This window comes from Corynebacterium sp. S7, from assembly GCF_054401105.1.
This window is the reverse complement of record NZ_CM136760.1, coordinates 2,121,006-2,146,997: the sequence shown is the minus strand read 5'-3', so window position 1 is coordinate 2,146,997 and position 25,992 is coordinate 2,121,006. Positions and strand designations below refer to the sequence as shown.

The following is a 25,992-nucleotide window of genomic DNA, read 5'->3' as shown; positions in this document are numbered from 1 at the left end:
TTATGCGTGTTCCTCGGGGTGATTTTCGTCATCGTCGGAAACGAAGCCGAACTTCTTCAACCTGCTGCGGTCGGCCTCCGAGGAAGAAGCCGTCAACTGGAGCAGCTCTGAATAAATACCTCCGGAGACCGCGAGTTTCTCTGGCGAGCCAATCTCATCGATCTTGCCGCCGTCGAGCGTGATGATTTTATCCACGTCGGCAATCGTCGATAAGCGGTGCGCAATGATGATTGTGGTGCGATCCTTCATCAGCTCATTGAGGCCGGCCTGCACCGCGCGCTCGGACTTATTGTCTAGGGCGGAGGTGGCCTCGTCGAGAAGCAGCAGCGGAGCGTCCTTGAGCATGGCGCGTGCGACGGCGACGCGCTGCTTCTGGCCACCGGACAGGCGCAGGCCGCGCTCGCCGATCACCGTGTCGTAGCCTTCGGGGAAGTTCATGATGAAATCGTGGGCATTCGCGCGCCGGGACACGTCCAAGATTTCTTCATCGGTGGCGTCCGGTTTGCCGTAGGCGATGTTCTCGCGGATCGTGCCGGAAAACAGGTTCGGCTCCTGGAACACAACGCCAACCGATGCGCGCAGTTTCGCCGCGGTCAGGTCGTTGACATTGTGGCCGCACACCGAAAGTTCGCCGGAGGAAATGGGGTAGAGGCCGAGCAACAGGTTGATAATCGTTGACTTGCCACCGCCGGATTCGCCGACGAGCGCGACCCTTTCGCCCGGTGCGGCTTCGAAGCTAATGCCTTCGAGGACGGGCTCGCCCTCAAGATAGGCGAAGTCGACGTCATCGAAGCGGACCACGGGGTTTTGCGTTTCAAGAGGGGCGATGACTTCGTCGCGTAGCTCGGGTACGCCGGAGGCTTCGGTGGTGGCAACGAGCTGGGAGTTCGCCGTTGGCTCGAATTCCTCCTCCATCACCTTGAAGTAATCCTTCGAGCCAGCGATTGCGCGCTGCGCCGAATCGACCATGAAGCTCATCATGTACACCGGCTGCTTGGCCAAATTGACCAACTGGAGGAGCATGACCATGTCGCCGAGCGTGAAGAAGCCATTCAGAGTGCGCAGGAAAAGCACCAGGTAGATGGCCAAGAAGATGACATTCATGGCGGAGCCACGGAGACTGTCCATCGAGTGCCACCAGCGCGATTGCGGGCGCGTGATCTCTACGGTTTTGCCGTAGCGCGAGCTAAAGAAATTCAGCTCTCGGACCTCAGCGACAAACGACTTGGTCACCTTGACCTGGCCGATGACCTCGGAGAAGCGGCCGTTGGCCTCGTCGATCTGCTTATTCTTCTCGCCTTCAAGGCGCTGCCAGCGCTTCGAGGTCAGCGCGGTGAGATACATGTAGATGGGGAAGAGGGCTGCCAGCAAGATCGTCAGCGGCCAATAGTAGATGGTGGTGATCACCAAAATGACAATGACCTGCAGGCCCATTGGCAAGAAGTTATTGGAGAAGGACTGGATGAACTGGGTGACGTTTGTGATCGACCGATCGAGTCGGGCAATCACCGTGCCTGTGATCTGATTGTCGAAATACTTCTGCGGCAGCGCCAGCAACTTCGCGTAGTAGCGCGTGGACAAGATCTGACGCAGGCGCATCGACATCACGTCGCCGAAGTAACCGCTGAGATTTTGCAACAGGGTCGTAACAACATCCGCCGCAAACAGCGCGATCGCCAACCAAATGATTTTTTGGGTGACACTTGCAACGGTGATATCACCAGAAACCGCGGAAACAATAGAATCGGTCGCCTCCCGCAAAATGAAAGGGCTAACCAGACCGAGAAGTGCTACCACTGCCGCCAAAATGACGATGGCAAGGTAGAACGGCCATAACGCCGAAGCGCTGCGCAGGACGCGCCATAAAGAATTCATGAGTGGTGTGTTTTCCTCAATCACTTTCTGTGCTTGATGTGGGTACTGATTATCGAGTCACAACGTGTTCAGTCTAGGCAACACGCTAGAGTAGTGCGATGTACGTATTCGAGAGGTCGAATCAAGTTCTCAACGTGAAAGGCAGGCCATGGCTTATTTACCCACGCGAATCCCCACGCGCGCTACGGCACTGATCGCAGTCGCTGGAGTAAGTCTGGCCCTAGCATCGTGTTCCTCCAACAGTGAGAGCACGAATGCGGCGGAGACCATCACTCCCACCACGGGCGTAGCTACGACAGCGGAAGCAGCAGCAACTGAATTTCCTGTCGAGCACCGTGACCCTACCAGCACCAACGATCTTTCCGGTCCGGTAGAAGATCCAGCGATGCCAATAACTTATCACTGGCAGGGTGTTGTTTCCGCGCCTAATGGTGGGTCGGTTGTCACGGTTGCCGTGCGCAATAACTCTGATGCACCAATGCCGCCGGACGCGCTGGGTACACCAAAGTTGGGCTACCGAAATTCTTCCGCGGGCAGTTTGAATTCGGTGAGCGAACTCAGCGCGGCGAATGCAGGGTTTAAGGGGCAGGTGGGCCTCGATCAGCAGCTTGGTTCTGGCGCAACCAGCAACGTGCAATACGTGTTTGATGTGGCCCCTTCAAACCTGTGGTCTGCCGAATTCACCATTGGGAATGTCACCTTTACGGGAAATCTCAGTCGCTAGACGTGCTGGTATTGTCAGGGGCAAGAATTCTTAGAATTCTGAGTCCCCAAACAATGCCCAAACAATGCCCAAACAAAGGAAGTGTGCGTCGCAGTGTCTGAACGCGAACAGGTTGTATTGCTCGACATTATGGGTGAGCCTGAAGGCGTGGCCTACAAAGACGAGGTCCACTCCACGAAAACCCCGCTTCACCTCGCATTTTCAGCCTGGTTGTTCGACTCGGAGGGCAACGTCTTGGTCACTCGCCGTGCACTAAGCAAGCAGACGTTCCCAGGGGTGTGGACGAACAGTTTCTGCGGTCACCCAGCACCGGGCGAAGAAATCCCCGACGCGCTTCGGCGCCGCGCACGTGATGAGATCGATCTCTCATCTGACTTCATCGCCGAGGTCCGCGAGGTTGTCCCTGATTTCCGCTACCGCGCCGTGGACTCCAATGGGCAGGTAGAAAACGAGGTCTGCCCAGTGTTTGCTGTTCGCATGCACGAGGGTGCTTCGCTCTCGCCGAACCCTGAGGAAGTAGATGCCTTCGTGTGGGTCGATCCGAAGGACTTGCTCACAGCGGTTGACGCCACCCCGTGGGCCTTTAGCCCCTGGTTCTCCCTGGAGCTGCAGGATACAAGGCTGCGCTCAGTGCTGGAAGCACAATAGCGCTCTAGCGAAAAGCCCTGCGCACGTATCCCAGCGGGTCTCGGATCTCGTGGGCATTTTCGCAGGACAAGGTGGTCGACATAGCAATGCGACCGGTGTCGGCCGAGTATTCCTGCCACCCCGGCTCGCCGGTGCGCGCAAAGTTAAGCAGCTGAGCATGTAGCCCTTGGCCGGCCTCGTAGGGTTTGTTGCCAAATAGTGGTTGCAGATCGCGGCAATGTTCTGCGGGACCAAAAGAGTCAGCCAAGAATTCTGCTTGCCAGACCCGCCCAGGGGCCAGCTCCGCAACCTGATCAACCCAGTGGCGAATCATGGCATCGCCGATAAAGCGCCCCGCAATATGTGCCGAATCAATTGCACGTGCTGCCGAAATCCACTCGTCGGCCTCGTCGACAATGAGACCCATGGCAGGGCCAACCGCCTTCACCATCGCAGCTCCAAGCCCAAGCCTGTCGGCCCGCCGCGCAATCGGGTGGCCATAGAACTCGTCGCGAAGCGAAGTAACAACCACATCCACCGACGCCAACTCCTGTGGGGAAAGCGGGCTTGGCCCGAGCGCGACATCGAGGGCGTGGCGCCTACGGAAACGCTTATATGCTGCGTCGATGCGCCGTGGACTGGCCTTGATGAGTTCCTCGCGTGTCAGGCGCATGCCGAAAAACGCTGCCCGGAGGCTATCGGATCGCTGGTCGTAGGATTTGCGGGGGAAGGCTGGGCTGAGGACAAGCACTCGTCGAAAAGCACCGCGATAATGGTCGCGGCGAGCCAACCACAAAGCGATCGCCGCGCCCGCCGATTGGCCCACAACAGTGACGTTGGTGGGGTCCCCGCCGAAGGACTCGATGTTGCGCTGGATCCATTCCAGGGCGAGGTTGCAATCGTCGATGCCGCGGTAGTGGTTGGGGTCGTCGTCGTGGAAGGTGGCGAAACCAGCCAGCCCCACCCGGTAGCCGACCTGGACGTGGATCACCGACTGCGTCGCGGTGGCGTAGCCAGAACCACGCGGGTCCGTGTGACTGCCGCCCTCGAAGCGGCCGCCATGAATATAGACCACCACGGGCAGATCGTCGGCATCACTGGCACCCGCAGGCGTGGTCACCGTCAGCGCGACCTCCTCGGGCTTGGACACCGTCGCGTCAATCATCAATCCTCGAGGAGCAGCGGTGGCATCGGAGAAGGGGGTGCGAAATTGCCCGTAGGGGATGGAAAAGTAGGAATCAACCACCCCGTCGCTTGCGCCAACAATCGTTCCTGCGGGGCACGTCACTTCAGCGGAATGCATGTTATCCAATCTAGCTTGCGGGGTACCATGGTGCCTTATGACGAACCCTCTCCTGGCACCTTCCACCTTGCCCTACAACTTGCCCGATTTTCGAGCCATTACATTGGACCATGTCCGGGAAGCTTTTCCCATTGCGTTGGAAAATCAGCGCCGCGAGATCGAGGCGATTGTGTCTGAGGCCGAGCCCACTTGGGAGAACACCGTCGAGGCCCTCGAGCTCTCCGGCGCCGACCTCGAGCGCGTGACCTCGTGGTTTTTCAACCTGCAGGGCACCGACGCCACCGAGGAGTTCAACGAGATCGCAGACGAGTGGGTGCCCAAGCTCTCCGCGCACTCCGACGCGATTTACCAAAATGCCGAGCTCTACGCCCGGATTAAGCAGGTCACCGCTCCCGCGGACGAGGAGTCGCAGCGCCTCCACGACAAGTTGCTTCGTGGATTTGCGCGCCGCGGCGCAGACGTTTCGGACGCAGACAAAGATCGCTTATCGACGATTAACCAGCGCCTTTCCGAGCTTTCCGAAAAGTTTGGCCGCAACCTGATCGAAGACACCCGCGAGCTGGCTGTGCACTTTTCAACCAAAGAGGAGCTTGCAGGCCTGTCCGAGGAGCTGATCCAAGCCAGCTTCGACGAGGAATCCGGGGACTACGTGATCCCTATTGAGCTGCCCACCACGCAGTCAGCGCAGTCGCAGCTGGAGTCGTCTTCCTCTCGCCATAAATTGTTTGACGCTTCCCGCAAACGCGGCTCCGAATCCAACCGCGCCATCGTCGTCGAATCGGTGCAGCTGCGCCAGGAACGCGCGAAACTTTTGGGCTATGACACCCACGCCGATTACGTCATCGCCGAGGAAACCGCCGGCGAGGCCTCTGCTGCCCGCGACCTCATCCGCGACCTCGCGCCGGCGGCCGCGGCCCAGGCAGAAGGGGAGCGCAAACTTGCCGGGGAAATGGCAGGCGAAGAACTAGACGGCGCCGACTGGCCGTATTGGCAAGCCAAGCGTGCGGAGCGCGACCTGCACATCAACGAAGCCGAGCTGCGGAAGTATTTTCCGCTCAAGCAGGTGCTCGAAGACGGTGTGTTCTATGCCGCCAACCTGCTCTATGGCATCACTGTCAAGCGCCGCGAAGATCTGCACGCCTACCGCGATGACGTCTTTGTGTGGGAGGTGCTCGACGAAGACGGCACCGGCCTGGGCCTGCTACTTACCGACTATGGTGCCCGGCCCACCAAGCGTGGCGGTGCCTGGATGAGCTCCTTCGTGGACCAATCGCAGCTCGCTGGAACGAAGCCGGTGGTAGTCAACGTCATGAGCGTGAGCGACGAGCTACTCTCCATCGACCAGGTCACCACCTTGTTCCACGAGTTTGGACACGGCTTGCACGGACTGCTGTCCAACGTGCGCTACCCGTCGATGTCGGGTACCTCTGTGCCCCGGGACTGGGTGGAGTTCCCCTCCCAGATCAACGAGAACTACGCCTTCGCCCCGGAAATTGTGCGCAACTACGCGCGCCACGTGGACACAGGCGAAGTTATCCCCGATGAGCTGATGGACGCTGTGATCGAGTCACGCAAGTTCGGCCAGGGGTTTGCCACTTCCGAGTACTTGGCAGCTAGTGCGATCGATCTGGCCTGGCACTCGCTCGAGGGGGAAGTGCCCACCGATATCGAGGCCTTCGAAAACCAAACCCTGCACGAAATTGGCCTCGACGTGGATGGGCTGGAGCCCCGCTACCGTTCCACCTGGTTCAACCACATCTTCGCCGGTGGTTACTCGGCTGGCTACTACTCCTACCTCTGGGCAGAGGCGCTCGATGCCGACGGCTACCAGCTGGTGGAAGAACGCGGCATCAACCGCGAAACTGGCCAACTCTTCCGCGACACCATCCTTTCCAAAGGTGCTTCGCGTGATTACGGCGAGGCTTACAAGGCATTCCGGGGTCGGGACAAGGACGTGCGCCCGCTGCTCGTGCGCCGTGGACTCGAAGGCGTGAAGGTGTAGGGCACAAGGCTATGGACCAACTTATCCAGGCCCTGACGCAGGCCTCCATCTGGATTCAATTGCCCCTGGTATTGCTGGTGGTCTTACCCATCGCCGGGGTGGTTGCGGTAGTCTTGCTGCGCATCATTGATGCGGTCGGCGTGGGCCTTTCGACCACATTTCGGAGGCAGGCAGAAAAGGAAGTAAGGTAAGCAACTATGGCAAACCCAGAGAATCTGCGGAAGCAGGATCAGAAGCTTCCGAAGGCACGCCGGAAGTACCCCCAATCCCGCGTGACGCAGTCGCTGTGGATCCTTCTTGCGCTAATCATCATTGCGGCACTAGTGGGGATGTTCTAGCCCCGCTAGCCCCACTAGTGCCTCTTGGAGGCTTCGGCCACCCGGTGGAAGAGCTCCATGCCTTCGAGGTCCTCAATCAAAACCGGCGTGCCCGTTCCATCAGTCAGTGGCACGCACCAGTTGCGGTACTGATCCGAATTGGTACCCGGCTGGTTCTGAATCCGGGTATCGCCCACCATGTCCACCAGGTTGGTGCACGTCAGAGCTGACGAGGTGCCCGCGATATAGCGATTCAGTGCGACCAAAAGATCTTCCACGTCACCGCGCTCGTCGCGAGGCAGCTTGGTAAAGCTGCCCTCGGGGGTCTTCGCATCGCCAAATTCACCAGCATCGCGCACCGCATCCAGCACGCGGCCCTGCCACAGTGCGTCCTCGGCGTCGACCTCTTCGACAGGTTCCTCGAGCAAGCCAAGCTCTTCGCGCAGCTCGTTGTGAGCGCCCTGCAGATATCCCGCCGTCGGGGGCAGATCGTGTGTGCCTACCGACGACAGTGCCGCCTGACGGTACTCGTCCTGCTTGCGCGGACCATCGGAAGTCGGGGAGGACTCGAACCACAGCACCGAGGTACCCATCACACCGCGCTCGGCGAGTGCATCTTGGACCCACGGCTCGAAAGTACCCAGGTCCTCGCCAACGACGACTGCGCCGGCACGTTCTGCTTCAAGAGCCAGCACACCGAGCATCGCCTCGTGGTCGTAGTTCATGTACGTACCATTGCGCGGGTGTTCCATGCGTGGCATCCAGAACAGGCGGAAAAGCCCCAGGATGTGGTCCACGCGGATGCCACCGGAATTGCGCAGCACCGTAGCCAAAAGGTTGCGCCACGGACGGTATCCCGCCTCGGCCAGGCGAATTGGGTTCCATGGTGGCTGTGACCAGTCCTGGCCCTGCTGGTTGTAGTTGTCTGGTGGCGCGCCTACGGAGGCATCCGCCACGAGCACGTCGGCAAGGTTGGTGGCATCGGCGCCACCAGGGTGCACGCCCACTGCCAGATCGGTCATGATACCGATCTTCATCCCGGCATCAACGGCGCGCTTCTGTGCGGCGGCGAGTTGCTCGTCGGCAAGAAATTGCAGCCACATGTAGAACCGTTCGAGCTCTTCAATCTCGCTCTCGAACGCGTGGGCACTCGAGTTCTGCTCTCGATCGAGCTCGCGGCGTGCACACCAATTGGCAAAGTCGTTGAGGCCCTGGCCCTGCTGCTCGATGAAGTCCTCGAACTGGCGCAGGCGAGGCTCGGTGAACTCCGTGTAGAAGATCTCGCGCAGCACGTTGAGCTTCGCCTCGTAGATCGGGTTGCGCTCGATGGCATCTGGTGAGGTGTTCTTCGCGCGCAGCGGAGCAATCATCTCCGTGATCTCGGCGATCGCCTCAGCGTCCAAGTTGCTGTACTCAGGTACGTCCTCGACGCGAATATAAATCGGGTTCACATAGCGACGAGTGGTCGGCAAATACGGCGAATCCTCCACGGGAGGAAATGGCTCACCCGCGTGGACCGGATTGATCAGAAGGAAGTCTGCGCCGTGCGAGGCCAGAATCTCAGCCAAGTGGCCTAGATCGTGGAAATCGCCCATTCCCCAGGAGTCCTTCGAGCGCACCGAGTACAGCTGCGCCATCACACCGTAAACAGGCTCCTTGATGTAGGTGTCCGTGGTGGTCAGGCGTGGCGGGGTGACAATCAGCGTGGTTGTTTCGTTGACCTGGTCGGATTCCAGGTGCAATGTGTGCCAACCCTGTGGCAGGTCGCCGGGGATGTGGAAGGTGGCCTCGCCCCAGGTAATGCCGTCGGACTCGACTGGGGCTGCCCAGTTCTCGTCCTGGAAAGCAGGCCTGGTTGAGCTATCTTCAAGTTCGATCCACACATTCGCAGGAGAACCCGCGTGGACGTGGATATTAAAGCGCTTTTCCTCGCCCTCCTTGGCAATGACTGATGGGGGCAGGGGGCGCGTCGCCTCAACCAAGCGATGGTGCTCGAGGGCAGCGGTTAATTCGTCGTCAGTGGGCTCGTCGCTTAGCGAAAGCCCACAGGCGCGCAGCAGTTTAACCAGCGACTCGGACGGCGGAATGATCTCTTTTCCGTCTGAACTGGTGTAGCGCGTCGACAACCCGTAGGCACTAGCGAGAGTGTTGAGAAGCTCTACGTTGATCACGAGTGTCCATATTGCCAAAGAAAACCGATTCGCGTCGTGTTTCGGCGTTTCACCAACCCTATTTACCCTTGTTGAGCACAATATAGAGCACTATAGAATGCAATGGATTTAAAAAATATCACGGGAGAAAGGCATCTTTACATGACTGACCCAGCACCTAGTTCTGCAAACACTCGCGAGTACTACGAAACTCCAGCGAAATTTCAGATTGCCGACGACGACAACTGCATTACCGCGCTGATCGGGCTGTGCAAATCCAACCCCCACCTCGTGTTATATTCGCGCCCGCAGAATTATGAATGGGTCGATGTCACCGCCGGCGAATTCCTCGACGAGGTCTTCGCAGTTGCAAAGGGCCTGATGGCCTTTGGTGTGCAGCCGGGTGATCGCGTCGCGCTTTTGTCTGCAACCCGCTACGAATGGGCACTACTCGATTTCGCCATCTGGGCCACCGGCGCTGCCAGCGTGCCCATCTACCCATCGTCGTCGGCGTCGCAGATCCAGTGGATCATCGAGGACTCCGAGGCGGTTCTTGCGATCACCGAAACCCGTGAGCACACCGATATGCTCACGAATTTAGTGCTTGACGACGAAGGGCGTGCCCCGCTTCTTGGCTCGTCGACAAAGCTGCGTCGACTTCTGGAAATCAACTCCTCGGCCATTGATACGTTGAAGTTTGAAGGCCGCGATATCCCAGATTCTGAGGTAGATGCGCGTGTGTTGACTATCAAGCACGACGACTTGGGCTCTCTTGTCTACACTTCCGGCACCACAGGTAAGCCGAAGGGGTGCATCCTGACGCATAAGAATTGGATCCACCAGGTGCGCGCCCTGCTCACGCACCCGATCGGTGAGATTGCGCGTCCAGGCACCCACGTGGTGACTTACCTGCCCATGGCACACGTGCTTGCTCGTGCGGTAGCTATTGGCCTGACCATCGGTGGGGCGACCCAGACCCACTGGTCGGATACCGGATCCTTGACCATGCAGCTGCAACGCACCCACCCTAATTTGGTGCTCGGCGTGCCCCGCGTGTTTGAAAAGGTCCGCGACGGCGCGTACCACAAGGCCATGGACGGCGGGACAATCAGCCGTAACGTGTTTAAGCAGGCAGAAGCCACCGCCATTGAGTACTCCAAGGCGCTGGATACCCCCAATGGCCCATCGCGTTTCCTAGAAGCCAAGCGCAAGGTTGCCGACAAGCTGGTCTACTCCAAGATCAAGGACGCCCTCGGCGGTCAAGTGGAATACGCCATCACCGGCGGTTCTGCAATGAGCTCGGAGCTGGGCCACTTCTTCCGCGGCATCGGCGTGCCTGCCTACGAGGGCTACGGCCTGACCGAGACCACCGCTGCTGCGGCGGTGAACTTTGGCAAGGACACCAAGATCGGTTCCGTGGGACGCCCCCTCGGCGGATACGCGGCAAAGATCAACGCCGACGGCGAAATCCTGATCAAGGGCGACGGCGTATTCAAGGGCTACTTTAATAACGAAGAAGCCACGCGCGAGGCGCTGGTGGATGGCTGGTTTAATACCGGCGACTTAGGCGAAATCGACGAGCGCGGCTTCATCACCGTCACGGGCAGGAAGAAGGACCTGATCGTCACCGCCGGTGGCAAAAACATTTCCCCGCAGCCACTCGAAGAGATCATGCGCAAGGACCCGCTGATCTCCCAGGCACTGGTTGTTGGCGACGGTAAGCCATTCATCGGCGTGCTTGTCACCCTGGATAAGGACGAACTGGAACGCTGGAAGGCTGCCCACGGCATCCCCGAGAGCACCGAGTTGAAGGACCTTGTGACAAACCCTGCCTTGCACGCCGAGGTACAAGACGCGGTGAATTTGGCAAATGCGACAGTGAGCCATGCGGAGCAGATCAAGAAGTTCCGGATCCTCGAGCGCGACCTTTCCGAGGAAGAAAACGAGCTGACCCCGACGATGAAGGTAAAGCGCAACGTCGTGGCAGAGCGTTTTTCCAAGGAGATCGAGCAACTGTACGAACGTTAACATTTAGCTGTGAGAACACTTCGGCGCGCCATCGCGAGATAGCGCCCGAATTCGAATAAAGTCCCTAAGAGTTAAGTTCAAGTCTTGGAAGGGAGCCCTCGGTGCAAAAAATTGCTGCCCAATTGCGTCACCGTGAGCTGACCCAGGAGATCTACAACATCGGCGACGAAGTTGCCGAGTATATCGAGCACTTGGCCGAGGCGATCGCCGACTATGACGGCGAACTCATCGAGGACTGCCTCGCAGAATTCAACGAAATCATCGAGGATGCACGCGTGGATTCGCGTCGCATCGTCGGCGAACTTGTTGGGCTTCGCCAAGCCCTGACCTCCGGTCTGCGCGCCGGGGTGCTTTCCGCATCGGCCTCCGAGGAAGAAAAGGTCCCCGAGCCAGAAATGCTCGATGGCGAAGGCCTAACTGACCTCTTCCCGGTGTTCGGCGCACTAGTGCGTGTCGACGACATCCACAACGCCTTGGAATCGCGCACGGAACTCGTTGTCCAGCATCTTGGCGAAGTTGTTGAATACGTCCTCGAGCAAACCGACATGGTTGCCCGGGAACTCGGCATCGTCTCCCTGCCACACCTCTATGCGCGCGTGGGCGATATCGTCCGCATCGCCGTGGACGGCTGGATCGAGGTCGTGGCCAAGGAACATCCGGCCTTCACCCGCTCCATGCGCGGCTCGAACCCACCGGCGTTCTTGGCGGAGCGTTCGCGTATCGACGCGGTGGTGGCCAAGGTCGCAGCGAAGCGCTCGCGGAAGGGTGCTTAAGCTTTTAGAAGCAACACCAGCCAGCGGCTACACTGACACGCATGTCTTTTGGTGTGTATATCCATGTCCCTTTTTGTGCGACCCGCTGCGGGTACTGTGACTTCAACACCTATACACCTACCGAGGTCGACTCCTCCTATGAGCAGTACCTAGATAGCCTGGAGCGCGAGCTCGCCCTAGCTGAGGGCCCGCAGGCTGACACCGTATTTATTGGCGGTGGTACTCCTTCGCTCATGGGAGCTGAGGGATTGTGCCGGATCCTGAAGGCGGTCAAGGATAATTTCGGGCTCGCCCCAGGGGCCGAGGTCACTACAGAATCCAACCCAGAATCTACCGATCCTGGCTTCTTTGAAGGCATTCGCGAGGCCGGCTTTACGCGCGTGAGCTTAGGCATGCAGTCGGCGTCCACGCCGATTCTGAAGGTCCTCGACCGCACACATACTCCGGGGCGTGCCGTTGAGGCCGCGCGTGAGGCAAAGCGCGCGGGATTCGAGCACGTCAATTTGGACATGATCTATGGCACGCCCACAGAGACCGAAGACGACGTGAAGAAAACGCTCGACCACATCCTCTCGGCAGAGGTGGATCACGTCTCGGCCTACTCGCTGATTGTGGAAGACGGCACGGCCATGGCCCGCAAGGTCAAACGCGGAGAACTGCCAGCACCTAGCGAGGACACCTTTGCGGATCGCTACGAATTAATCGCGCGCACCCTAGAGGCCGAGGGCTTTGACTGGTACGAGGTATCCAATTGGTCCAAGCCGGGCGGGGAGTGCCAGCACAACCTGATCTACTGGCGCGGCGGACGCTGGTGGGGTGCGGGTCCTGGAGCGCACAGCTACATGGACAACGAGCGCTTCTATAACGTCAAGCGCCCCGAGAAATATAACCAGCTGCTGTCGGCGGGCGAGTTGCCTATCGCCGATCGTGAACGACTCACGGCCGATGACGAGCACATGGAAAAGATCATGCTGGGGTTGCGGCTGAAGGAAGGAATCCCGCTGGAGTGGATCGCCGACGCAGCACTACCCGTTGTGCGCCGGCATGAGGAAGCGGGCAGGCTAATCGTCGATAAGCAAGTGCGTGTGACGAAGACCGGAAGGCTGCTTGCCGACGGTATTGTGACCGACATCTTGGCAGCTGAGTGATTGGTGATTACAGTATAGTTAGCAGTCAGGGAAGGAGAGTGCTAACTATGGCGAATGCAACGGAGACGCGACGGCAGGCAGTTTTGCGTGCCATCGTCGCCGACTACATCGCCCTACAGGAATCCGTTGGCTCGAAAGCGCTGGTAGATAGGCATCAACTGAAGGTGTCACCAGCGACGATCCGCAACGATATGGCAGCGCTGGAGGAGCAAGGTTATATCCAGCAGCAGCATGCGTCGTCTGGACGCATGCCTACGGAGAAGGGCTATCGCGCCTTCGTGGACTCGATCCACGAGGTCAAACCGCTGTCTGCGGCGGAGCGTCGCGCCATCATCGAATTCATCGAGCGGGGCGTGGATTTGGAGGACGTGCTGCGTCGCTCGGCGCAACTTCTGGCGCAGTTCACCCGGCAAGCTGCGGTGGTGCAGTTGCCTACGCTGAATGTTTCGCGTGTCAAGCACTGCGAGGTGGTGTCACTCTCGCCTCGGCGTCTGCTGTTGGTGTTGATCACCGATGCGGGGCGCGTGGATCAGCGCAATGTGGAGCTCTCACGGACTATCGACGACGCCGGTGTGGCCGCGCTGCGTGACATGTTCAACAACGCACTGCAGGGCAAAACACTCGCTGATGCCTCGACTTCCGTGGCTGAACTTGCAGCTACCGCGCCTCCTGAGATTGCCGATCATGTGATGCGGGCGGCCACCGTGCTGCTCGAAACACTGGTGGATCAACCCACAGATCGCCTCATCATTGCCGGTGCGGCAAACCTGACGCACATGCCGGAGGGATTACATGAGGTCATTGATGCGTTGGAAGAACAGGTTGTTGTGCTCAAACTGCTGACTAATGTGCCCGAACTAGGCGATGTCAGTGTGCGCATTGGGCGCGAAAACGAAGAAGAGGGCCTCTCCCAGGCCGCTGTGGTGACCGCGGGGTACGGTTCCGACGGTGAAACGTTGGGCGGATTGGGAGTGCTCGGCCCGACATATATGGACTACCCCGGTACGATTCAAAAGGTTGCCGCCGTAGCGCGATACATTTCGCGCGTGCTGGCCGGCGAATAACGAAAGGACTTTACACACAGTGGCTCGTGACTACTACGGGATTCTCGGGGTGGACAAAAACGCCTCCGATGCGGAAATTAAAAAGGCGTACCGCAAACTAGCACGCAAGTACCATCCGGATGTTAACTCCTCCGATGAGGCTGCGGAGAAGTTCCGCGAGATATCGGTGGCTCAAGAGGTGCTCACCGATCCGGAGAAGCGTCGCATCGTGGATATGGGCGGCGATCCGATGGAGCAGGGCCAAGGCGCACCTGGTGCCGGCGGTGGCGGTTTCGGAGACATCTTCGAGGCCTTCTTCGGTGGCGGAGCCGGAGGCGGCTCCCGCGGTCCACGTTCCCGTGTCCAACACGGCAACGACGCGCTCCTGCGTACCGCAATCACCCTAGAAGATGCATTCTCTGGCGTGAAGAAGGACGTCACCGTGGACACCGCCATTGTGTGTGATCACTGTGAGGGCACCGGTTCCGAGTCTAAGAGCAGGCCTGTCACCTGTGACAACTGCCAGGGATCGGGTCAGGTCCAAGAGGTGCAGCGTTCCTTCCTGGGTAACGTCATGACCACCATGGACTGTCCGAAGTGTGAAGGCTACGGCGAGATCATCCAAGATCCATGTCGGAAGTGTTCCGGCCAGGGTCGCGTGCGCGCTCGCCGCGACCTCACCGTTACCATCCCAGCCGGCATCGCCGACGGCATGCGCATCCGCATGGCAGGCCAGGGCGAAGTTGGCCACGGCGGTGGCCCAGCTGGCGATCTCTACGTTGAGGTCACCACCCAGCGCCACCCTGTCTACCAGCGCGAAGGCGACAACCTGAAGATGAAGTTGCGCGTGCCTATGCTCGATGCAGCCCTAGGCACCGAGCTCACCGGCGTTGATCTCGGCGGCAACGAGTACACCATTGAGGTTCCAGCAGGCACCCAGCCAAACGAAAAGATTGTCCTGCAGAACCAGGGCATGCCACGCCTGCGCGCCGAGGGCCGCGGCAACCTCATCGCCGATGTTCAGGTCACCGTGCCAAAGGATCTTTCCGACGAGGCCCGCGATGCCCTGGAGAACCTGCGCGCAGCCCGCGACGGCGACAAACCAGCCGTTGAGGACGAAGGCGGCGACGGCAACTTCTTTAGCCGCCTGCGCGACAAGTTCAAGCGCTAATGTCACTGCCACACTTCATCACCGAGGCGCCCCTGTCCGGCCAGCTCGCCGGAGCTGAGGGGCGCCACGCCGTAACGGTCAAGCGCATCGCACCCGGCGAAGAGATCATGCTCACCGACGGGCGTGGCACGTGGGCGCGCGTGCGCGTCACCGACACCACGGGCAAGGAATTGCTCAAAGGCGAGGTGTTAGAGCAGGGTATCGACGAGGCGCCCACCCCAAAAGTGACGGTGGTCCAAGCCATTCCGAAATCGGAGCGTGCTGAGCTTGCCGTCGACCTGGCCACCCAAACAGGTGCCGATGCGATCATCCCCTGGATCTCGCACCGCACCATTGCGCGCTGGAGTGGCCCGAAGGTGGACAAGAATGTGGAGAAGTGGCAGGCAACAGCCCGCGAGGCGGCCAAGCAATCGCGGCGCACCTTCATCCCGGAGGTGAGCGGACCTGTAACGAGTAACCAGCTCAAAGACATCATCGCGGGGAAGCAGGCTCTTATCCTGCACGAGGACGCGGAATCGTCGATACGCGATATCTCTTTGGCCGACGAGATCTACCTCATCGTCGGCCCCGAGGGCGGGGTCGGCGACGATGAGCTGGAGCTGCTTGGTGCAATCCCTGTGAAACTGGGTCCTGAGGTCCTGCGGACGGCGACTGCTGCCGCGGTAGGCCTTGCTGCCATCGGCGTGCTGAGTTCGCGCTGGTAGAGTGACTCCCATGGAATCATCCCCCGAAGTCATTTCGCACGCAGTCGATGTGGATTCGGCCTACGCACATACAATTTTCGGCGTGTCGGACGAGAACTTGAAGGTCCTGTCCAACTTGCTTGGCATTGATGTATTCGCACGCGGTACCCGCGTCTCGTTGACCGGACCAGCTCACAAAGTCAGCCAGGCCACGAAGGTCTTGGCCGAATTGGAATCCATGGCTAGGCGCGGAGTTGTGGTGTCGAAAGACGCCGTGACCCAAGCCGTGCAGATCCTTGAGCAGAACTCCCCGGAGTCAGTCTCCGACATCTTGGGCGCCGAAATCATCGCTCGGCGCGGCAAGGTCGTGCGTCCGAAGACAATCGGGCAAAAGGAATACGTCGACGCTATTGATCAGAACACAATCGTCTTCGGAATCGGCCCCGCAGGCTCGGGCAAGACGTATCTTGCGGTGGCCAAAGCCGTCCAGGCGCTGCAATCCAAGGAAGTCAAGCGCATCGTTTTGACGCGGCCTGCCGTGGAGGCAGGCGAAAAGCTGGGCTTTTTGCCTGGCACGCTCAACGACAAGATTGACCCGTACCTGCGCCCGCTCTATGACGCGCTGCGCGATATGCTCGATCCCGAGATGATCCCCAAGCTTATGGAAGCTGGCATCATCGAGGTCGCGCCCCTGGCGTATATGCGCGGTCGCACGCTTAACGATGCATTTGTGATCCTCGACGAGGCCCAAAACACCACCCCGGCGCAGATGAAGATGTTCCTCACCCGCCTGGGCTTCGGTGCGAAGATGGTGGTCACCGGCGATATTTCCCAAGTGGACCTGCCCCGTGGTCAGATCTCAGGCCTGCGGCTTGTGCGCCACATCCTGCGCGGTGTGGAAGACATCCACTTTTCCGAGCTTGGCTCTGGCGATGTGGTGCGTCACTCGCTGGTGGGCCGTATTGTCAACGCTTACGACGAATTCGACGCGAAACAGGAAGAAAAGCGCGCAGCCCAGCGCGAGGAGGAACAACAGTGAGCATCGAAGTACTCAACGAATCAGGCTATGACGGCGTCAACGAAGAGATGCTAATCGACGTGGCCTCGTTCTCGCTTTCCGCCATGGATGTCCACCCCGATACCGAGGTGACCATTACTTTGGTGGATTCCGAGACCATGTCGGATCTGCACGAGCGCTGGATGGACCTGCCAGGTCCCACCGATGTGATGAGCTTTCCCATGGACGAGCTCACCCCCGGCAGTGGCCGCCCCGATGCCGCTGCACCTGGGCCAGCTCTGCTCGGCGACATCATTTTGTGCCCTGAGTACGACGATAAACAGGCCCGCGCCGCCGGGCATTCGCTGGGCCACGAACTCGCGCTGCTGACCGTGCACGGCACCTTGCACCTGTTGGGCTACGACCACGCCACTCCGCAGGACGAGCGCGAGATGTTCGCCCTGCAAAACGAGGTCTTGGCCGACTGGTACGACTACCTTGCTCAAAAAGACGTCTCCTACCAGCCTAAACCTTCAGGCAAGCACGCTTTCCCCACCGCTGCGGACCGCGAGGAGCTTGACGGTTTGGTGGCTGAGCAGGAATCGGGGCAGGAAAAAGAGCAAGATGCTGAGGGCGATAGCTAGTGGAAGTATGGGTCATTTACGGCATCGTCGCCGTTGTTGCACTCTTAGCCTCGGGCCTAGTGGGCACGGTGGAGGCCGCAGTTAGTTCCATTTCACGGGCTCGCGTGGAAAACATGGTCAAGGATGACGTCCGCGGGGCGGCCGCGCTTTTGCGCGTGCTCAACCACCGGGCGAATCACATCAACTTGTTGGTGATGCTGGAAACCATCCTCGATGCCACCGCAGCCGTGTTTGCCGCGATGATGGCCATGGACATTATTTCCTCTGATGCCTGGGCTATCACCGCTGCGATTGCGTCGGTTTCCCTACTCAGCTTTGGCGTGGTGGGCGTATTCTCCCGCACGGTAGGCAAGCGCAACCCCTACTCGGTCTCACTGAGCTCCGCGCAGGTGCTGTCAGTGATCAATAAGATTTTGGGGCCAATATCCAAGCTGCTGATTTGGTTGGGCAACCTACTCAGCCCCGGCCACGGCTTCCGCGACGGCCCATACGCCACCGAGGTCGAGCTGCGCGAAATGGTCGATATTGCCCAGGAGCACGGCATCGTCGAAGTGACCGAGCAGCGCATGATCCAAAATATCTTCGATCTGGCCGACACCTATGCCAAAAACGTCATGGTGCCCCGACCTGAGATGATCTGGCTCGAGGCCGACAAGAACGCCGGCCAAGCCACGACCCTAATGATCCGCTCCGGCCACTCGCGTGTGCCTATTATCGGCGAGAACGTCGACGACATCGTCGGCATCGCCTACCTCAAAGACATCGTGCGCGAGACCTATCACCGTACCGACGGCGGCCGCGGCGTGAAGGTCGGCGACATTGTGCGCCCCGCATTCTTCGTACCCGAGTCCAAGCCTCTCGACGAGTTGCTCCAAGAGATGCAGCGCGACAACATGCACATTGCAATGCTTGTCGACGAGTACGGCGGCATCGCTGGCCTTGTGACCATGGAGGATATTCTCGAGGAAATCGTCGGCGAGATCACCGACGAATACGACGAAAGCGAAGTAGCTCCGATTGAAGAGATCGGTGAGCGTCAATACCGCGCGGTGGCGCGACTGTCCTTGGATGACCTGAAGTCCTACCTCGATGACGAGTTGGACTACGACCTGGAATTCGACGAAGAAGTTGAGGACCAAGTCGATACCGTTGCCGGCCTAATCTCTTACGGGCTAGGGCGTGTGCCTCTGCCAGGCTCGGATGTGGAGTTCGAAGGCCTGCGTTTCACTGCGGAGGGCGGACGTGATCGCCGCGGCCGCATGAAGGTGACCAGCGTGGTGATCGACGTTCCGGAGCAAAACGAACCGTACGTCGATCACCACTTCGCGGACTAGGGGAGGTTCGCCGAGCTAAGCGCCAGATCAATGGTTGAGGATTGCAGGCCGCGTTTGGCTAATTGTGCATAGCTAATTTGCACCGTTTTGGGCCGAAAACACCGCTAATTAGCTATCCACAATTAGCCCAAAGTGGGATTCAAGCGGGTTTCCGGCCATGGCCTCCGTAGAAATCCTAGAGATCTGGCGAGACCAGGATCTTCACTGCGGTCTCGTTGTGGTTGATCAGGGTGTCGAAGCCCTCGTCGATAAGTCCATCGAGGCCGATCTTGCCGGTGATGAACGGCTTCAGGTCAACCTTGCCCTCTTCGACCAGCTTGATCGTCTCTGGGTGATCGTGGGCGTAGCCGATGATGCCGGTAATGGTGAGCTGCTTCATCACAACAGCGTGAACATCGAGCTCGGCCTTCTTGGACCAGATGGACTCGATGACCAAGGTGCCGGCAGGCTTAAGGGCCTCGACCAGCTGGTCCAGCACCACGTTGACCGAGGTGCACTCGAAAGCCACGTCGGCGCCAACGCCACCAGTGAGCTTCTTTACTTCCTCAACAACATCGACCTGGGTTGGGTCCAGTGCGTGGTCGACAACCCCGGTCTCAATTGCCTTCTCGCGGCGCAGCTTCGAGGTTTCGGTTGCAACAACAGTCAGGCCGTAAGCCTTCAGCACTGCTGCGGTGAGAAGGCCGATGGGGCCGAGGCCACCGATGAAGGCAACGTCGCCTTCCTTCGCGCCAGAAGCCTTAAAGGCGTTGTGGCCAACAGATAGAGGTTCGATCAGTGCTGCCTCGTCCAGTTCGACGTGGTCGGCGATGGGGTGAACCCAGCGACGTTCAACGGCAATCTTCTCGGAGAGACCGCCACCGCGGCCAGCTAGACCGATGAAGTTCATGTCAGGGGAGAGGTTGTAGTGTGGGTCGGTCTTCTCGTCGACGTCATCGCGAATGATGTATGGCTCGACGACGACCTTCTGGCCAACCTTGAGATCATCGACGCCCTCACCGAGTGCCTCGATGGTGCCAGACATTTCGTGGCCAAGGGTGACTGGGTTCTCTTCGCCAGAGATTGGGTGTGGGTGGCCATGAGGTGGGGTGAAAATAGGACCTTCGAGGTATTCGTGCAGGTCAGTACCGCAAATACCGCACCAAGCCACCTTGATCAACACTTGGCCGGGGCCGGCGGTTGGTTCGTCGATATCTTCGATGCGGATGTCTTTATTGCCGTAGTAACGCGCTGCGCGCATAGTCGTACTCCTCAAGTATGTAGAGCAGACTCGGTGCCCGCTCTAGGGATTTCCGTGTACGTGTTCAAGTGTAGTCATGCAATTTGCTTATGGTGTGATGTTTATTTTGCTATGTGAGAAAGTAGACACGCCTAGTTCACCACTGGTTCATGAAAATTAACCGGGGGTGGACTTTGCGCTGAACCAGCCACCAAGCATGATGTATGTCATGAAAAATATTCTCTCGATCCAGTCGGCGGTGGCTTATGGCCACGTCGGCAACTCGGCGGCAGTATTTCCGCTGCAGCGCCTCGGCCACGAAGTGCTTCCCGTAAATACGGTGAACTACTCCAACCACACGGGCTACGGCGCGTGGCGTGGCCCGATGATTCCGGCACCGGATGTTGCCGACGTGATCAAGGGGATCGGCGAGCGCGACATGTTTGGCAAGATCGATGCCATTTTGTCCGGCTACCAGGGCGGCGATGAGATCGCTGGAGTGATCGTGGATGCAGTTGCAGCCGTCAAGGCGGAAAACCCGAATGCGGTCTACGCTTGCGACCCCGTGATGGGCAACGCGAAGTCCGGCTGCCATGTCTCCGACAACATCCCGCCACTGCTGCGCGACAAGGTTGTTCCGGTCGCCGACATCATTACGCCGAACCAGTTCGAGCTGGGTTACCTCACCGGGCTCGAGGCCGACGACCTGGAGTCCACGCTCAAGGCCGTCGACGCAGCTAAAGCGATGGGCCCGCAGACCGTGCTGGTCACCTCCGTGCTGCGCCCAGACCGCGAGGAGAACACCATCGAGATGCTGGTCTCGGACCCGAAGGGCACCTGGATCATCCAGACCCCATACCTACCTTTCAAGCGCAATGGCTCCGGCGATGTCACCGCGGCACTGTTTACCGGCCACTACATCGAGTCCGGCGATGCCGCCGACGCCCTGGCCAAGACTGCATCCAGCGTCTTTGACCTGCTCGAACTCACCCACGAGGCCGATTCCCGCGAGCTCAAACTCGTCGAAGCCCAAGAGTTCTACGCCAATCCACGGATGCAGTTCACGGCGCGCGCACTCTAATGAACATCCTCTCGATCCAGTCGGCAGTGGCTCTGGGCCACGTGGGCAACTCGGCCGCGGTGTTCCCCATGCAGCGCCTCGGCCACGAAGTCTGGCCCGTGAACACGGTCAACTTCTCTAACCACACCGAGTACCCCACATGGCGCGGACCCATGCTGGCCGCGAGCGAGATCGATGCGGTCATCACCGGCATTGCGGAGCGAGGGGTTTTTCCGCTTGTCGACGCTTGCCTCTCCGGTTACTTGGGCAGCCCCGACACAGCGGAAGTGATTGTGAATGCTGCCAAGCAGGTAAAGGAAGCGAACCCGGATGCCGTCTACGTCTGCGATCCAGTCATCGGCAATAAGGAACGTGGCTCTTTTGTGCTCTCGGAGATCCCGGACCTATTGCGCGACACCGTGATTCCAGCAGCAGACTACATCATTCCCAACCAATGGGAGTTGGGGCTGTTGGTGGGGCGGGAGCTGTCGTCGATAAGCGAAACGATTGATGCGGCACGCGCGCTGCATCCTCGCACCATTGTGACCTCGTGTGAGGCAGGTGAGGGACGCATTGGCATGCTGGCGGTGTATCCGGACGAGGTTTGGTACGTGGAAACGCCACGGATGGGTGGCAAGACTGTGGGCACGGGCGACCTGGCGGCGGCGCTGTTTACCGCGCTGCATCGGCAGGGGCCGAAGGTTGCGCTCGAGCACATGGCGGGCACGCTTTACGGCATGGTTGAGGCGACTGTTGCGGGCGGCTTGCCCGAGATGCCTCTGATTGAAAAGCAAGAGCTGATTGTTGCCCCGCCGATTCGGTTCGTGGCACAGCGAGTAGACTAGCTACACTTAGTACTTATGGATATAGACTCATTCACGGACACGCCGGAAGGTTTTCGTTCTGGCTTCGTTAGTTTTGTTGGTCGCCCAAACACGGGAAAGTCAACGCTGACGAATGCGCTGGTGGGGCAGAAAATCGCCATCACCGCTGACCAGCCAGAAACCACCCGCCGGCCAATTCGTGGAATTGTCAACCGCGAGGACGCACAGGTTGTGCTCGTGGATACCCCGGGACTGCACCGCCCGCGCACGCTGCTGGGCGAGCGCCTCAACGAAGTCGTGCAAGATACCTACGCCGACGTGGACCTGATCTGTTTGACCATCCCGGCAGATGAGAAGATCGGTCCGGGTGACCGCTGGATTCTGGAAAACGTGCGCAAGGTGGCACCGAAAACCCCGATTATCGGGGTAGTGACCAAGCTGGATAAGGCCGGTAAGGATGAGGTTGGCGCGCAGCTTCTGGAACTCCACGACATGCTCGGCGGCGACGCCGACGTGGTTCCGGTCTCGGCCACCAAGGCGACCCAGCTGGACACTCTCATGGATGTGATTGTTGAGAATCTGCCTGAGGGCCCACGGTTCTACCCAGTCGATCACGTTACTGATGAGGACATGGAAACGCGTATCTCCGAGCTGATCCGCGAGGCTGCGCTTTCTGGTTTGCGTGAGGAGCTGCCGCACTCGGTGGCGGTAGAGATCGACGAGATGCTTCCCGACGAAGACAACCCTGACAAGCTGGTCATTCACGCCATCTTGTACTTGGAGCGCCCAGGCCAGAAACGCATTATCGAGGGCTCTGATGGCCGTCGCTTCCGTTCGCTGGTCCAGCGTGCCCGTAAGGAGATCATGGCACTACTGAACCAGAACGTGCACCTTGACCTGCGCATTAAGATTTTGAAGAACTGGCAGTCGGACCCGAAGTCCCTGGGCAGGTTGGGCTTCTAAAATGGCTACCCGGGAGTCGTATCGCGATCGCGCCGTGGTGGTGCGGTCCTACGATTTCGGTGAGGCCGATCGCATCATCGTTCTGCTCACCCAAAACCACGGGCTGGTGCGCGCCGTGGCCAAGGGCGTGCGCCGGGCAAAGTCGCGCTTTGGCTCGCGCCTGCAGACTTTCGTGGACATTGATGTCCAGCTTTATCCTGGTCGCAACCTGGCTACGATCACGCAGGCAGACACCGTCAACTACTATGGCTCGGGCATCATCGATGACTACGACAAGTACACCGCCGGCTGCGCGATCTTGGAGTCCGCCGAGCGCCTCGCCTACGCAGGTGCCGACGACGACCCGTATCTGTTCAACGCCGTTACCCAGGCCTTTGGCGAGCTGCAGTCGCATGAGCAGACCACGCTTGTGCTGGACAAGTTCATCCTGTGCGCCACTGAACACTCCGGTTGGGGCCTTGCGCTATTCGATTGCGCTAACTGCCAAAAGCCCGGCCCGCACCGTGCATTCCACCCTGGAATCGGCGGGGCAGTGTGTAACAACTGTCGCCCACAGGGATCTGCTGAGGTTCTCGAACAGACCCTGCACGTGATGTGGCTGCTGCAAAATAGTCATCTCGCTGCTGCATGCGATATTGCCGATACCCAAGTTAGTGCCCAGGTGCATCGCCTGACTTCGGCGCACCTGCAATGGCACGTGGAGCAGGGCGTTAAATCGCTCAAGATCATGGAACAGGCATAATGGGGGAGTGAACGTAACACCTCCTCCAGAAATTCCTGCTGAGTTTATTCCCAAGCACATCGCATTGGTGATGGATGGCAATGGGCGTTGGGCCGAAAACAGAGGCCTGAAGCGCACGGAAGGCCATAAGAAGGGCGAAGCCGTCCTGATGGAATGCGTTGATGCGTGCCTTGCTCTGGGTGAGGTGAAGTGGCTTTCTGCGTATGCCTTTTCCACGGAAAATTGGCGCCGTGCGGCCGACGAGGTCCGCTTCCTCATGGGCTTCTCCCGCGACGTGCTGCGTCGGCAGCGTGACGTGCTGCATGAGAAGAACGTCCGCATCGTGTGGGCAGGCAGGCGCCCCCGCCTGTGGCGCAGCGTCATCCGCGAGCTAGAAATTGCCGAAGAGCTAACCAAGAACAACACCGCAATGACGCTGGTGATGTGTGTGAATTACGGCGGTCGCGCCGAGCTTGTCGACGCTGGCCGCAAACTCATCCTGGATGCTCAAGCAGGCAAGATCCGCCCCGAGCAGCTCAACGAGCAGACCATGTCGAACTACCTCTACCGCCCTGACATGCCGGACGTGGACCTGTTCCTGCGCCCCTCGGGCGAGCAGCGCACCTCCAATTTCTTAATTTGGCAGTCCGCTTATGCAGAAATGGTGTATCAGGATAAACTGTTTCCGGATTTTACTCCGCAGGATATGTACGACGCTGTGTTGGAATATGCCAAGCGGGACCGCAGATTTGGAGGAACTAAGTGAACGCACTCGCGGAGAGCGATATAGATCAAACACCGACAAAGAAGCAGGTCAAAAAGTGGCGCCGCTACCTGGCTAACGAGCGTGCCGAGGCCGCGGTGTACCGCGAGTTGGCGAAGAAGCGCGAAGGTGAGGAGCGCGAGATCCTGCTCGCCATCGCAGATGCGGAGTCTCGCCACGAGCGCTACTGGCAGGACAAACTCGGCGAACATGTGGGCATGCCGCAGTCCCCGGACTTGAGCACCCGATTCATGGCTTTCATGGCCAGCAAGTTCGGTTCGGTGTTCACGCTCGCGCTGATGCAGTCGGCGGAACAGCGCAGCCCCTACCTCGAAGATGAGGATGCCTCCGACCAGATTGCTGCCGACGAAGCGATGCACGCCGAAGTTGTGCGCGCACTCGCACAAAAGGGCCGCGAGAAGATGTCCGGCAATTTCCGTGCCGCCGTCTTCGGCGCCAATGATGGGCTGGTCTCCAACCTGGCCCTGATCATCGGCGTGATGGGCTCTGGCGTGAGCTCGAATTACATTTTGCTCACCGGTATTTCGGGCCTTCTGGCCGGTGCACTGTCCATGGCAGCGGGCGAGTACGTCTCAGTGAAGTCACAGAACGAGCTGCTCGAAGCCTCCACGCCCGATCCCGAGACCCGCCAAATGGTTAACAAACTCGACGTCAACGAGAACGAACTGGCGCTGGTTTATCGAGCCAGGGGACTTAGCCAAGAGGACGCAGAGCGCCGTGCGGCAGACAATTTCGCCGCGATTGAGCACGGAAACCGTATCGACGAGTTGGAGCACCACTCCTACAAGGGCGCAGGCGCGGCCTGGACCGCGGCGATCTCGTCGTTCTTGTTCTTTGCGGTCGGCGCATTCATCCCAATCATTCCGTTTATCTTCGGTGCGAGCCCTACCGTTGGCGCAGTGATTGCCCTAGTTTTGGTTTCGATCGCGCTGTTGTTTACGGGCGGAATCACAGGAATCTTGAGCGGTAAACCACCGCTTACCCGCGCACTACGCCAGCTGGCCATTGGCCTGGGTGCCGCTGGCATTACCTACGTGCTAGGTGCCTTCTTCGGGCAACTAGTGGGCTAGTTGCCCTGTTCTTGGGCTTGTTCTTTTGCCAGGGCCTGGCATGCCGGGCAGGTGCCGAAAATCTCGGCATCATGGCCGGTGAGAGTGTAGCCGTAAGACTCTGCAGTCTCACGTGCCCACTGCTCAACCGGGCCGCCCTTGATTTCCTCAGTACGCCCACACACCCCGCACACTAAGTGGTGGTGGTGATCGTCGGTCATGCAGTGGCGGTACAAGGTCTCGCCGTTGGCCATGTGCAGCACGTCTACTGCATTGATTTCAGCTAAAGATTGCAGCGTGCGATACACCGTGGTCAAACCAACGTTTTCATCACGTTGCTCGAGTTCCTGGTGGATCTTTTTCGTCGAAGCGAAGCGATCAATGTCCCTCAGGACATTGACAATTGCAGTGCGCTGCCGAGTATTGCGTGCGCCCAGTTTTGGGACTGAGTTGCGTGCGGACATTGGGCTCCTTGCCAACACGTGTAGCCGAAGAGGTACATCGTTAAGTGACGGATGATAAAAGCTGTTTGAAAATTAGTTTAAACAAGAAT

General features: G+C 59.2%; 25 protein-coding genes. 20 read left to right on the top strand and 5 right to left on the bottom strand.

Annotation, left to right across the window (positions count from 1 at the left end; genetic code table 11):
* On the bottom strand, nucleotides 1–1,875 hold the full coding sequence (locus ACXZ66_RS10240) for an ABC transporter ATP-binding protein (protein ID WP_458748584.1): 1,875 nt from the start codon (nucleotides 1,873–1,875) through the stop codon (nucleotides 1–3).
* A 148-nt stretch (nucleotides 1,876–2,023) separates the two neighbouring features.
* Between ACXZ66_RS10240 and ACXZ66_RS10235 the strand changes: the two genes are divergently transcribed.
* Nucleotides 2,024–2,599 (top strand): hypothetical protein, encoded by a 576-nt coding sequence (locus tag ACXZ66_RS10235; protein WP_458748582.1) that lies wholly within the window; start codon nucleotides 2,024–2,026, stop codon nucleotides 2,597–2,599.
* Between the two features lie 93 nt (nucleotides 2,600–2,692).
* On the top strand, nucleotides 2,693–3,247 hold the full coding sequence (gene idi, locus ACXZ66_RS10230) for an isopentenyl-diphosphate Delta-isomerase (protein WP_458748580.1): 555 nt from the start codon (nucleotides 2,693–2,695) through the stop codon (nucleotides 3,245–3,247).
* A gap of 4 nt (nucleotides 3,248–3,251) precedes the next feature.
* On the opposite strand, the gene ACXZ66_RS10225 is transcribed toward idi, so the two are convergent.
* A complete protein-coding gene (locus tag ACXZ66_RS10225; protein WP_458748578.1) occupies nucleotides 3,252–4,529 on the bottom strand; it encodes a carboxylesterase family protein in 1,278 nt (425 codons plus the stop codon).
* A gap of 37 nt (nucleotides 4,530–4,566) precedes the next feature.
* On the opposite strand from ACXZ66_RS10225, the gene ACXZ66_RS10220 reads away from it, so the two are divergent.
* Genes ACXZ66_RS10220 through ACXZ66_RS10210 form a run of 3 tightly spaced genes read left to right on the top strand, consistent with a single transcriptional unit; the run spans nucleotide 4,567 to nucleotide 6,869 of the window.
* A complete protein-coding gene (locus ACXZ66_RS10220) occupies nucleotides 4,567–6,531 on the top strand; it encodes a M3 family metallopeptidase (protein ID WP_458748576.1) in 1,965 nt (654 codons plus the stop codon).
* An 11-nt stretch (nucleotides 6,532–6,542) separates the two neighbouring features.
* On the top strand, nucleotides 6,543–6,722 hold the full coding sequence (locus tag ACXZ66_RS10215) for a hypothetical protein (protein ID WP_458748574.1): 180 nt from the start codon (nucleotides 6,543–6,545) through the stop codon (nucleotides 6,720–6,722).
* Nucleotides 6,723–6,728: 6 nt separating this feature from the next.
* The gene (locus tag ACXZ66_RS10210; RefSeq protein ID WP_458748573.1) at nucleotides 6,729–6,869 is read left to right on the top strand and encodes a hypothetical protein; all 141 of its coding nucleotides are present in this window, start codon (nucleotides 6,729–6,731) and stop codon (nucleotides 6,867–6,869) included.
* Between the two features lie 14 nt (nucleotides 6,870–6,883).
* On the opposite strand, the gene malQ is transcribed toward ACXZ66_RS10210, so the two are convergent.
* A complete protein-coding gene (gene malQ / locus ACXZ66_RS10205; protein ID WP_458748572.1) occupies nucleotides 6,884–9,019 on the bottom strand; it encodes a 4-alpha-glucanotransferase in 2,136 nt (711 codons plus the stop codon).
* Between the two features lie 141 nt (nucleotides 9,020–9,160).
* Here malQ and ACXZ66_RS10200 point away from each other — a divergent pair, with 141 nt between their 5' ends.
* The 9 genes from ACXZ66_RS10200 to ACXZ66_RS10160 all read left to right on the top strand — a co-directional run bounded on the left by ACXZ66_RS10200 (nucleotide 9,161) and on the right by ACXZ66_RS10160 (nucleotide 18,819).
* Nucleotides 9,161–11,026 (top strand): AMP-dependent synthetase/ligase, encoded by a 1,866-nt coding sequence (locus tag ACXZ66_RS10200; protein WP_458748571.1) that lies wholly within the window; start codon nucleotides 9,161–9,163, stop codon nucleotides 11,024–11,026.
* 101 nt (nucleotides 11,027–11,127) lie between these two features.
* The gene (locus ACXZ66_RS10195; RefSeq protein ID WP_458748569.1) at nucleotides 11,128–11,799 is read left to right on the top strand and encodes a hypothetical protein; all 672 of its coding nucleotides are present in this window, start codon (nucleotides 11,128–11,130) and stop codon (nucleotides 11,797–11,799) included.
* 41 nt (nucleotides 11,800–11,840) lie between these two features.
* Nucleotides 11,841–12,947 carry a radical SAM family heme chaperone HemW gene (gene hemW / locus ACXZ66_RS10190; protein ID WP_458748568.1) on the top strand — a complete coding sequence of 369 codons (1,107 nt, stop codon included), beginning with the start codon at nucleotides 11,841–11,843 and terminating at the stop codon, nucleotides 12,945–12,947.
* 47 nt (nucleotides 12,948–12,994) lie between these two features.
* Nucleotides 12,995–14,011, top strand: a complete 1,017-nt coding sequence (gene hrcA / locus ACXZ66_RS10185; RefSeq protein WP_458748567.1) for a heat-inducible transcriptional repressor HrcA — start codon at nucleotides 12,995–12,997, stop codon at nucleotides 14,009–14,011.
* A gap of 19 nt (nucleotides 14,012–14,030) precedes the next feature.
* On the top strand, nucleotides 14,031–15,161 hold the full coding sequence (gene dnaJ, locus ACXZ66_RS10180) for a molecular chaperone DnaJ (RefSeq protein WP_458748565.1): 1,131 nt from the start codon (nucleotides 14,031–14,033) through the stop codon (nucleotides 15,159–15,161).
* Nucleotides 15,161–15,865 carry a 16S rRNA (uracil(1498)-N(3))-methyltransferase gene (locus ACXZ66_RS10175; RefSeq protein ID WP_458748563.1) on the top strand — a complete coding sequence of 235 codons (705 nt, stop codon included), beginning with the start codon at nucleotides 15,161–15,163 and terminating at the stop codon, nucleotides 15,863–15,865. The genes dnaJ and ACXZ66_RS10175 overlap by 1 nt, the downstream gene beginning before the upstream one ends.
* Nucleotides 15,866–15,875: 10 nt before the next feature.
* Nucleotides 15,876–16,883: a PhoH family protein gene (locus ACXZ66_RS10170; RefSeq protein WP_458748561.1), complete on the top strand. Its 1,008-nt coding sequence runs from the start codon at nucleotides 15,876–15,878 to the stop codon at nucleotides 16,881–16,883.
* Entirely contained in the window at nucleotides 16,880–17,485 is a 606-nt protein-coding gene (gene ybeY, locus ACXZ66_RS10165) for an rRNA maturation RNase YbeY (RefSeq protein WP_458748559.1), read from the top strand. The genes ACXZ66_RS10170 and ybeY overlap by 4 nt, the downstream gene beginning before the upstream one ends.
* The gene (locus tag ACXZ66_RS10160; RefSeq protein WP_458748557.1) at nucleotides 17,485–18,819 is read left to right on the top strand and encodes a hemolysin family protein; all 1,335 of its coding nucleotides are present in this window, start codon (nucleotides 17,485–17,487) and stop codon (nucleotides 18,817–18,819) included. The genes ybeY and ACXZ66_RS10160 overlap by 1 nt, the downstream gene beginning before the upstream one ends.
* 175 nt (nucleotides 18,820–18,994) lie before the next feature.
* Here ACXZ66_RS10160 and ACXZ66_RS10155 read toward each other — a convergent pair whose 3' ends face one another.
* Complete coding sequence (locus tag ACXZ66_RS10155) at nucleotides 18,995–20,059, bottom strand: 2,3-butanediol dehydrogenase (RefSeq protein WP_458748555.1); 1,065 nt, start codon at nucleotides 20,057–20,059, stop codon at nucleotides 18,995–18,997.
* A gap of 199 nt (nucleotides 20,060–20,258) precedes the next feature.
* On the opposite strand from ACXZ66_RS10155, the gene pdxY (ACXZ66_RS10150) reads away from it, so the two are divergent.
* From pdxY (ACXZ66_RS10150) to ACXZ66_RS10125, 6 genes are read left to right on the top strand one after another with little or no spacing between them, the layout of a single operon-like run.
* Nucleotides 20,259–21,119 carry a pyridoxal kinase PdxY gene (gene pdxY, locus ACXZ66_RS10150; RefSeq protein WP_458751363.1) on the top strand — a complete coding sequence of 287 codons (861 nt, stop codon included), beginning with the start codon at nucleotides 20,259–20,261 and terminating at the stop codon, nucleotides 21,117–21,119.
* Entirely contained in the window at nucleotides 21,119–21,943 is an 825-nt protein-coding gene (pdxY, locus tag ACXZ66_RS10145) for a pyridoxal kinase PdxY (protein ID WP_458748554.1), read from the top strand. Before pdxY (ACXZ66_RS10150) ends, pdxY (ACXZ66_RS10145) begins: the two co-directional genes overlap by 1 nt.
* Nucleotides 21,944–21,958: 15 nt before the next feature.
* Entirely contained in the window at nucleotides 21,959–22,885 is a 927-nt protein-coding gene (gene era / locus ACXZ66_RS10140) for a GTPase Era (RefSeq protein ID WP_458748552.1), read from the top strand.
* Nucleotide 22,886: 1 nt separating this feature from the next.
* On the top strand, nucleotides 22,887–23,627 hold the full coding sequence (gene recO, locus ACXZ66_RS10135; RefSeq protein WP_458748550.1) for a DNA repair protein RecO: 741 nt from the start codon (nucleotides 22,887–22,889) through the stop codon (nucleotides 23,625–23,627).
* A 7-nt stretch (nucleotides 23,628–23,634) separates the two neighbouring features.
* Nucleotides 23,635–24,372: an isoprenyl transferase gene (locus ACXZ66_RS10130; protein WP_458748548.1), complete on the top strand. Its 738-nt coding sequence runs from the start codon at nucleotides 23,635–23,637 to the stop codon at nucleotides 24,370–24,372.
* Nucleotides 24,369–25,460 carry a VIT1/CCC1 transporter family protein gene (locus ACXZ66_RS10125; protein WP_458748547.1) on the top strand — a complete coding sequence of 364 codons (1,092 nt, stop codon included), beginning with the start codon at nucleotides 24,369–24,371 and terminating at the stop codon, nucleotides 25,458–25,460. Before ACXZ66_RS10130 ends, ACXZ66_RS10125 begins: the two co-directional genes overlap by 4 nt.
* Here ACXZ66_RS10125 and ACXZ66_RS10120 read toward each other — a convergent pair.
* Nucleotides 25,457–25,903, bottom strand: a complete 447-nt coding sequence (locus tag ACXZ66_RS10120; RefSeq protein ID WP_458748546.1) for a Fur family transcriptional regulator — start codon at nucleotides 25,901–25,903, stop codon at nucleotides 25,457–25,459. The genes ACXZ66_RS10125 and ACXZ66_RS10120 overlap by 4 nt on opposite strands.
* Nucleotides 25,904–25,992: the final 89 nt, after the last annotated feature.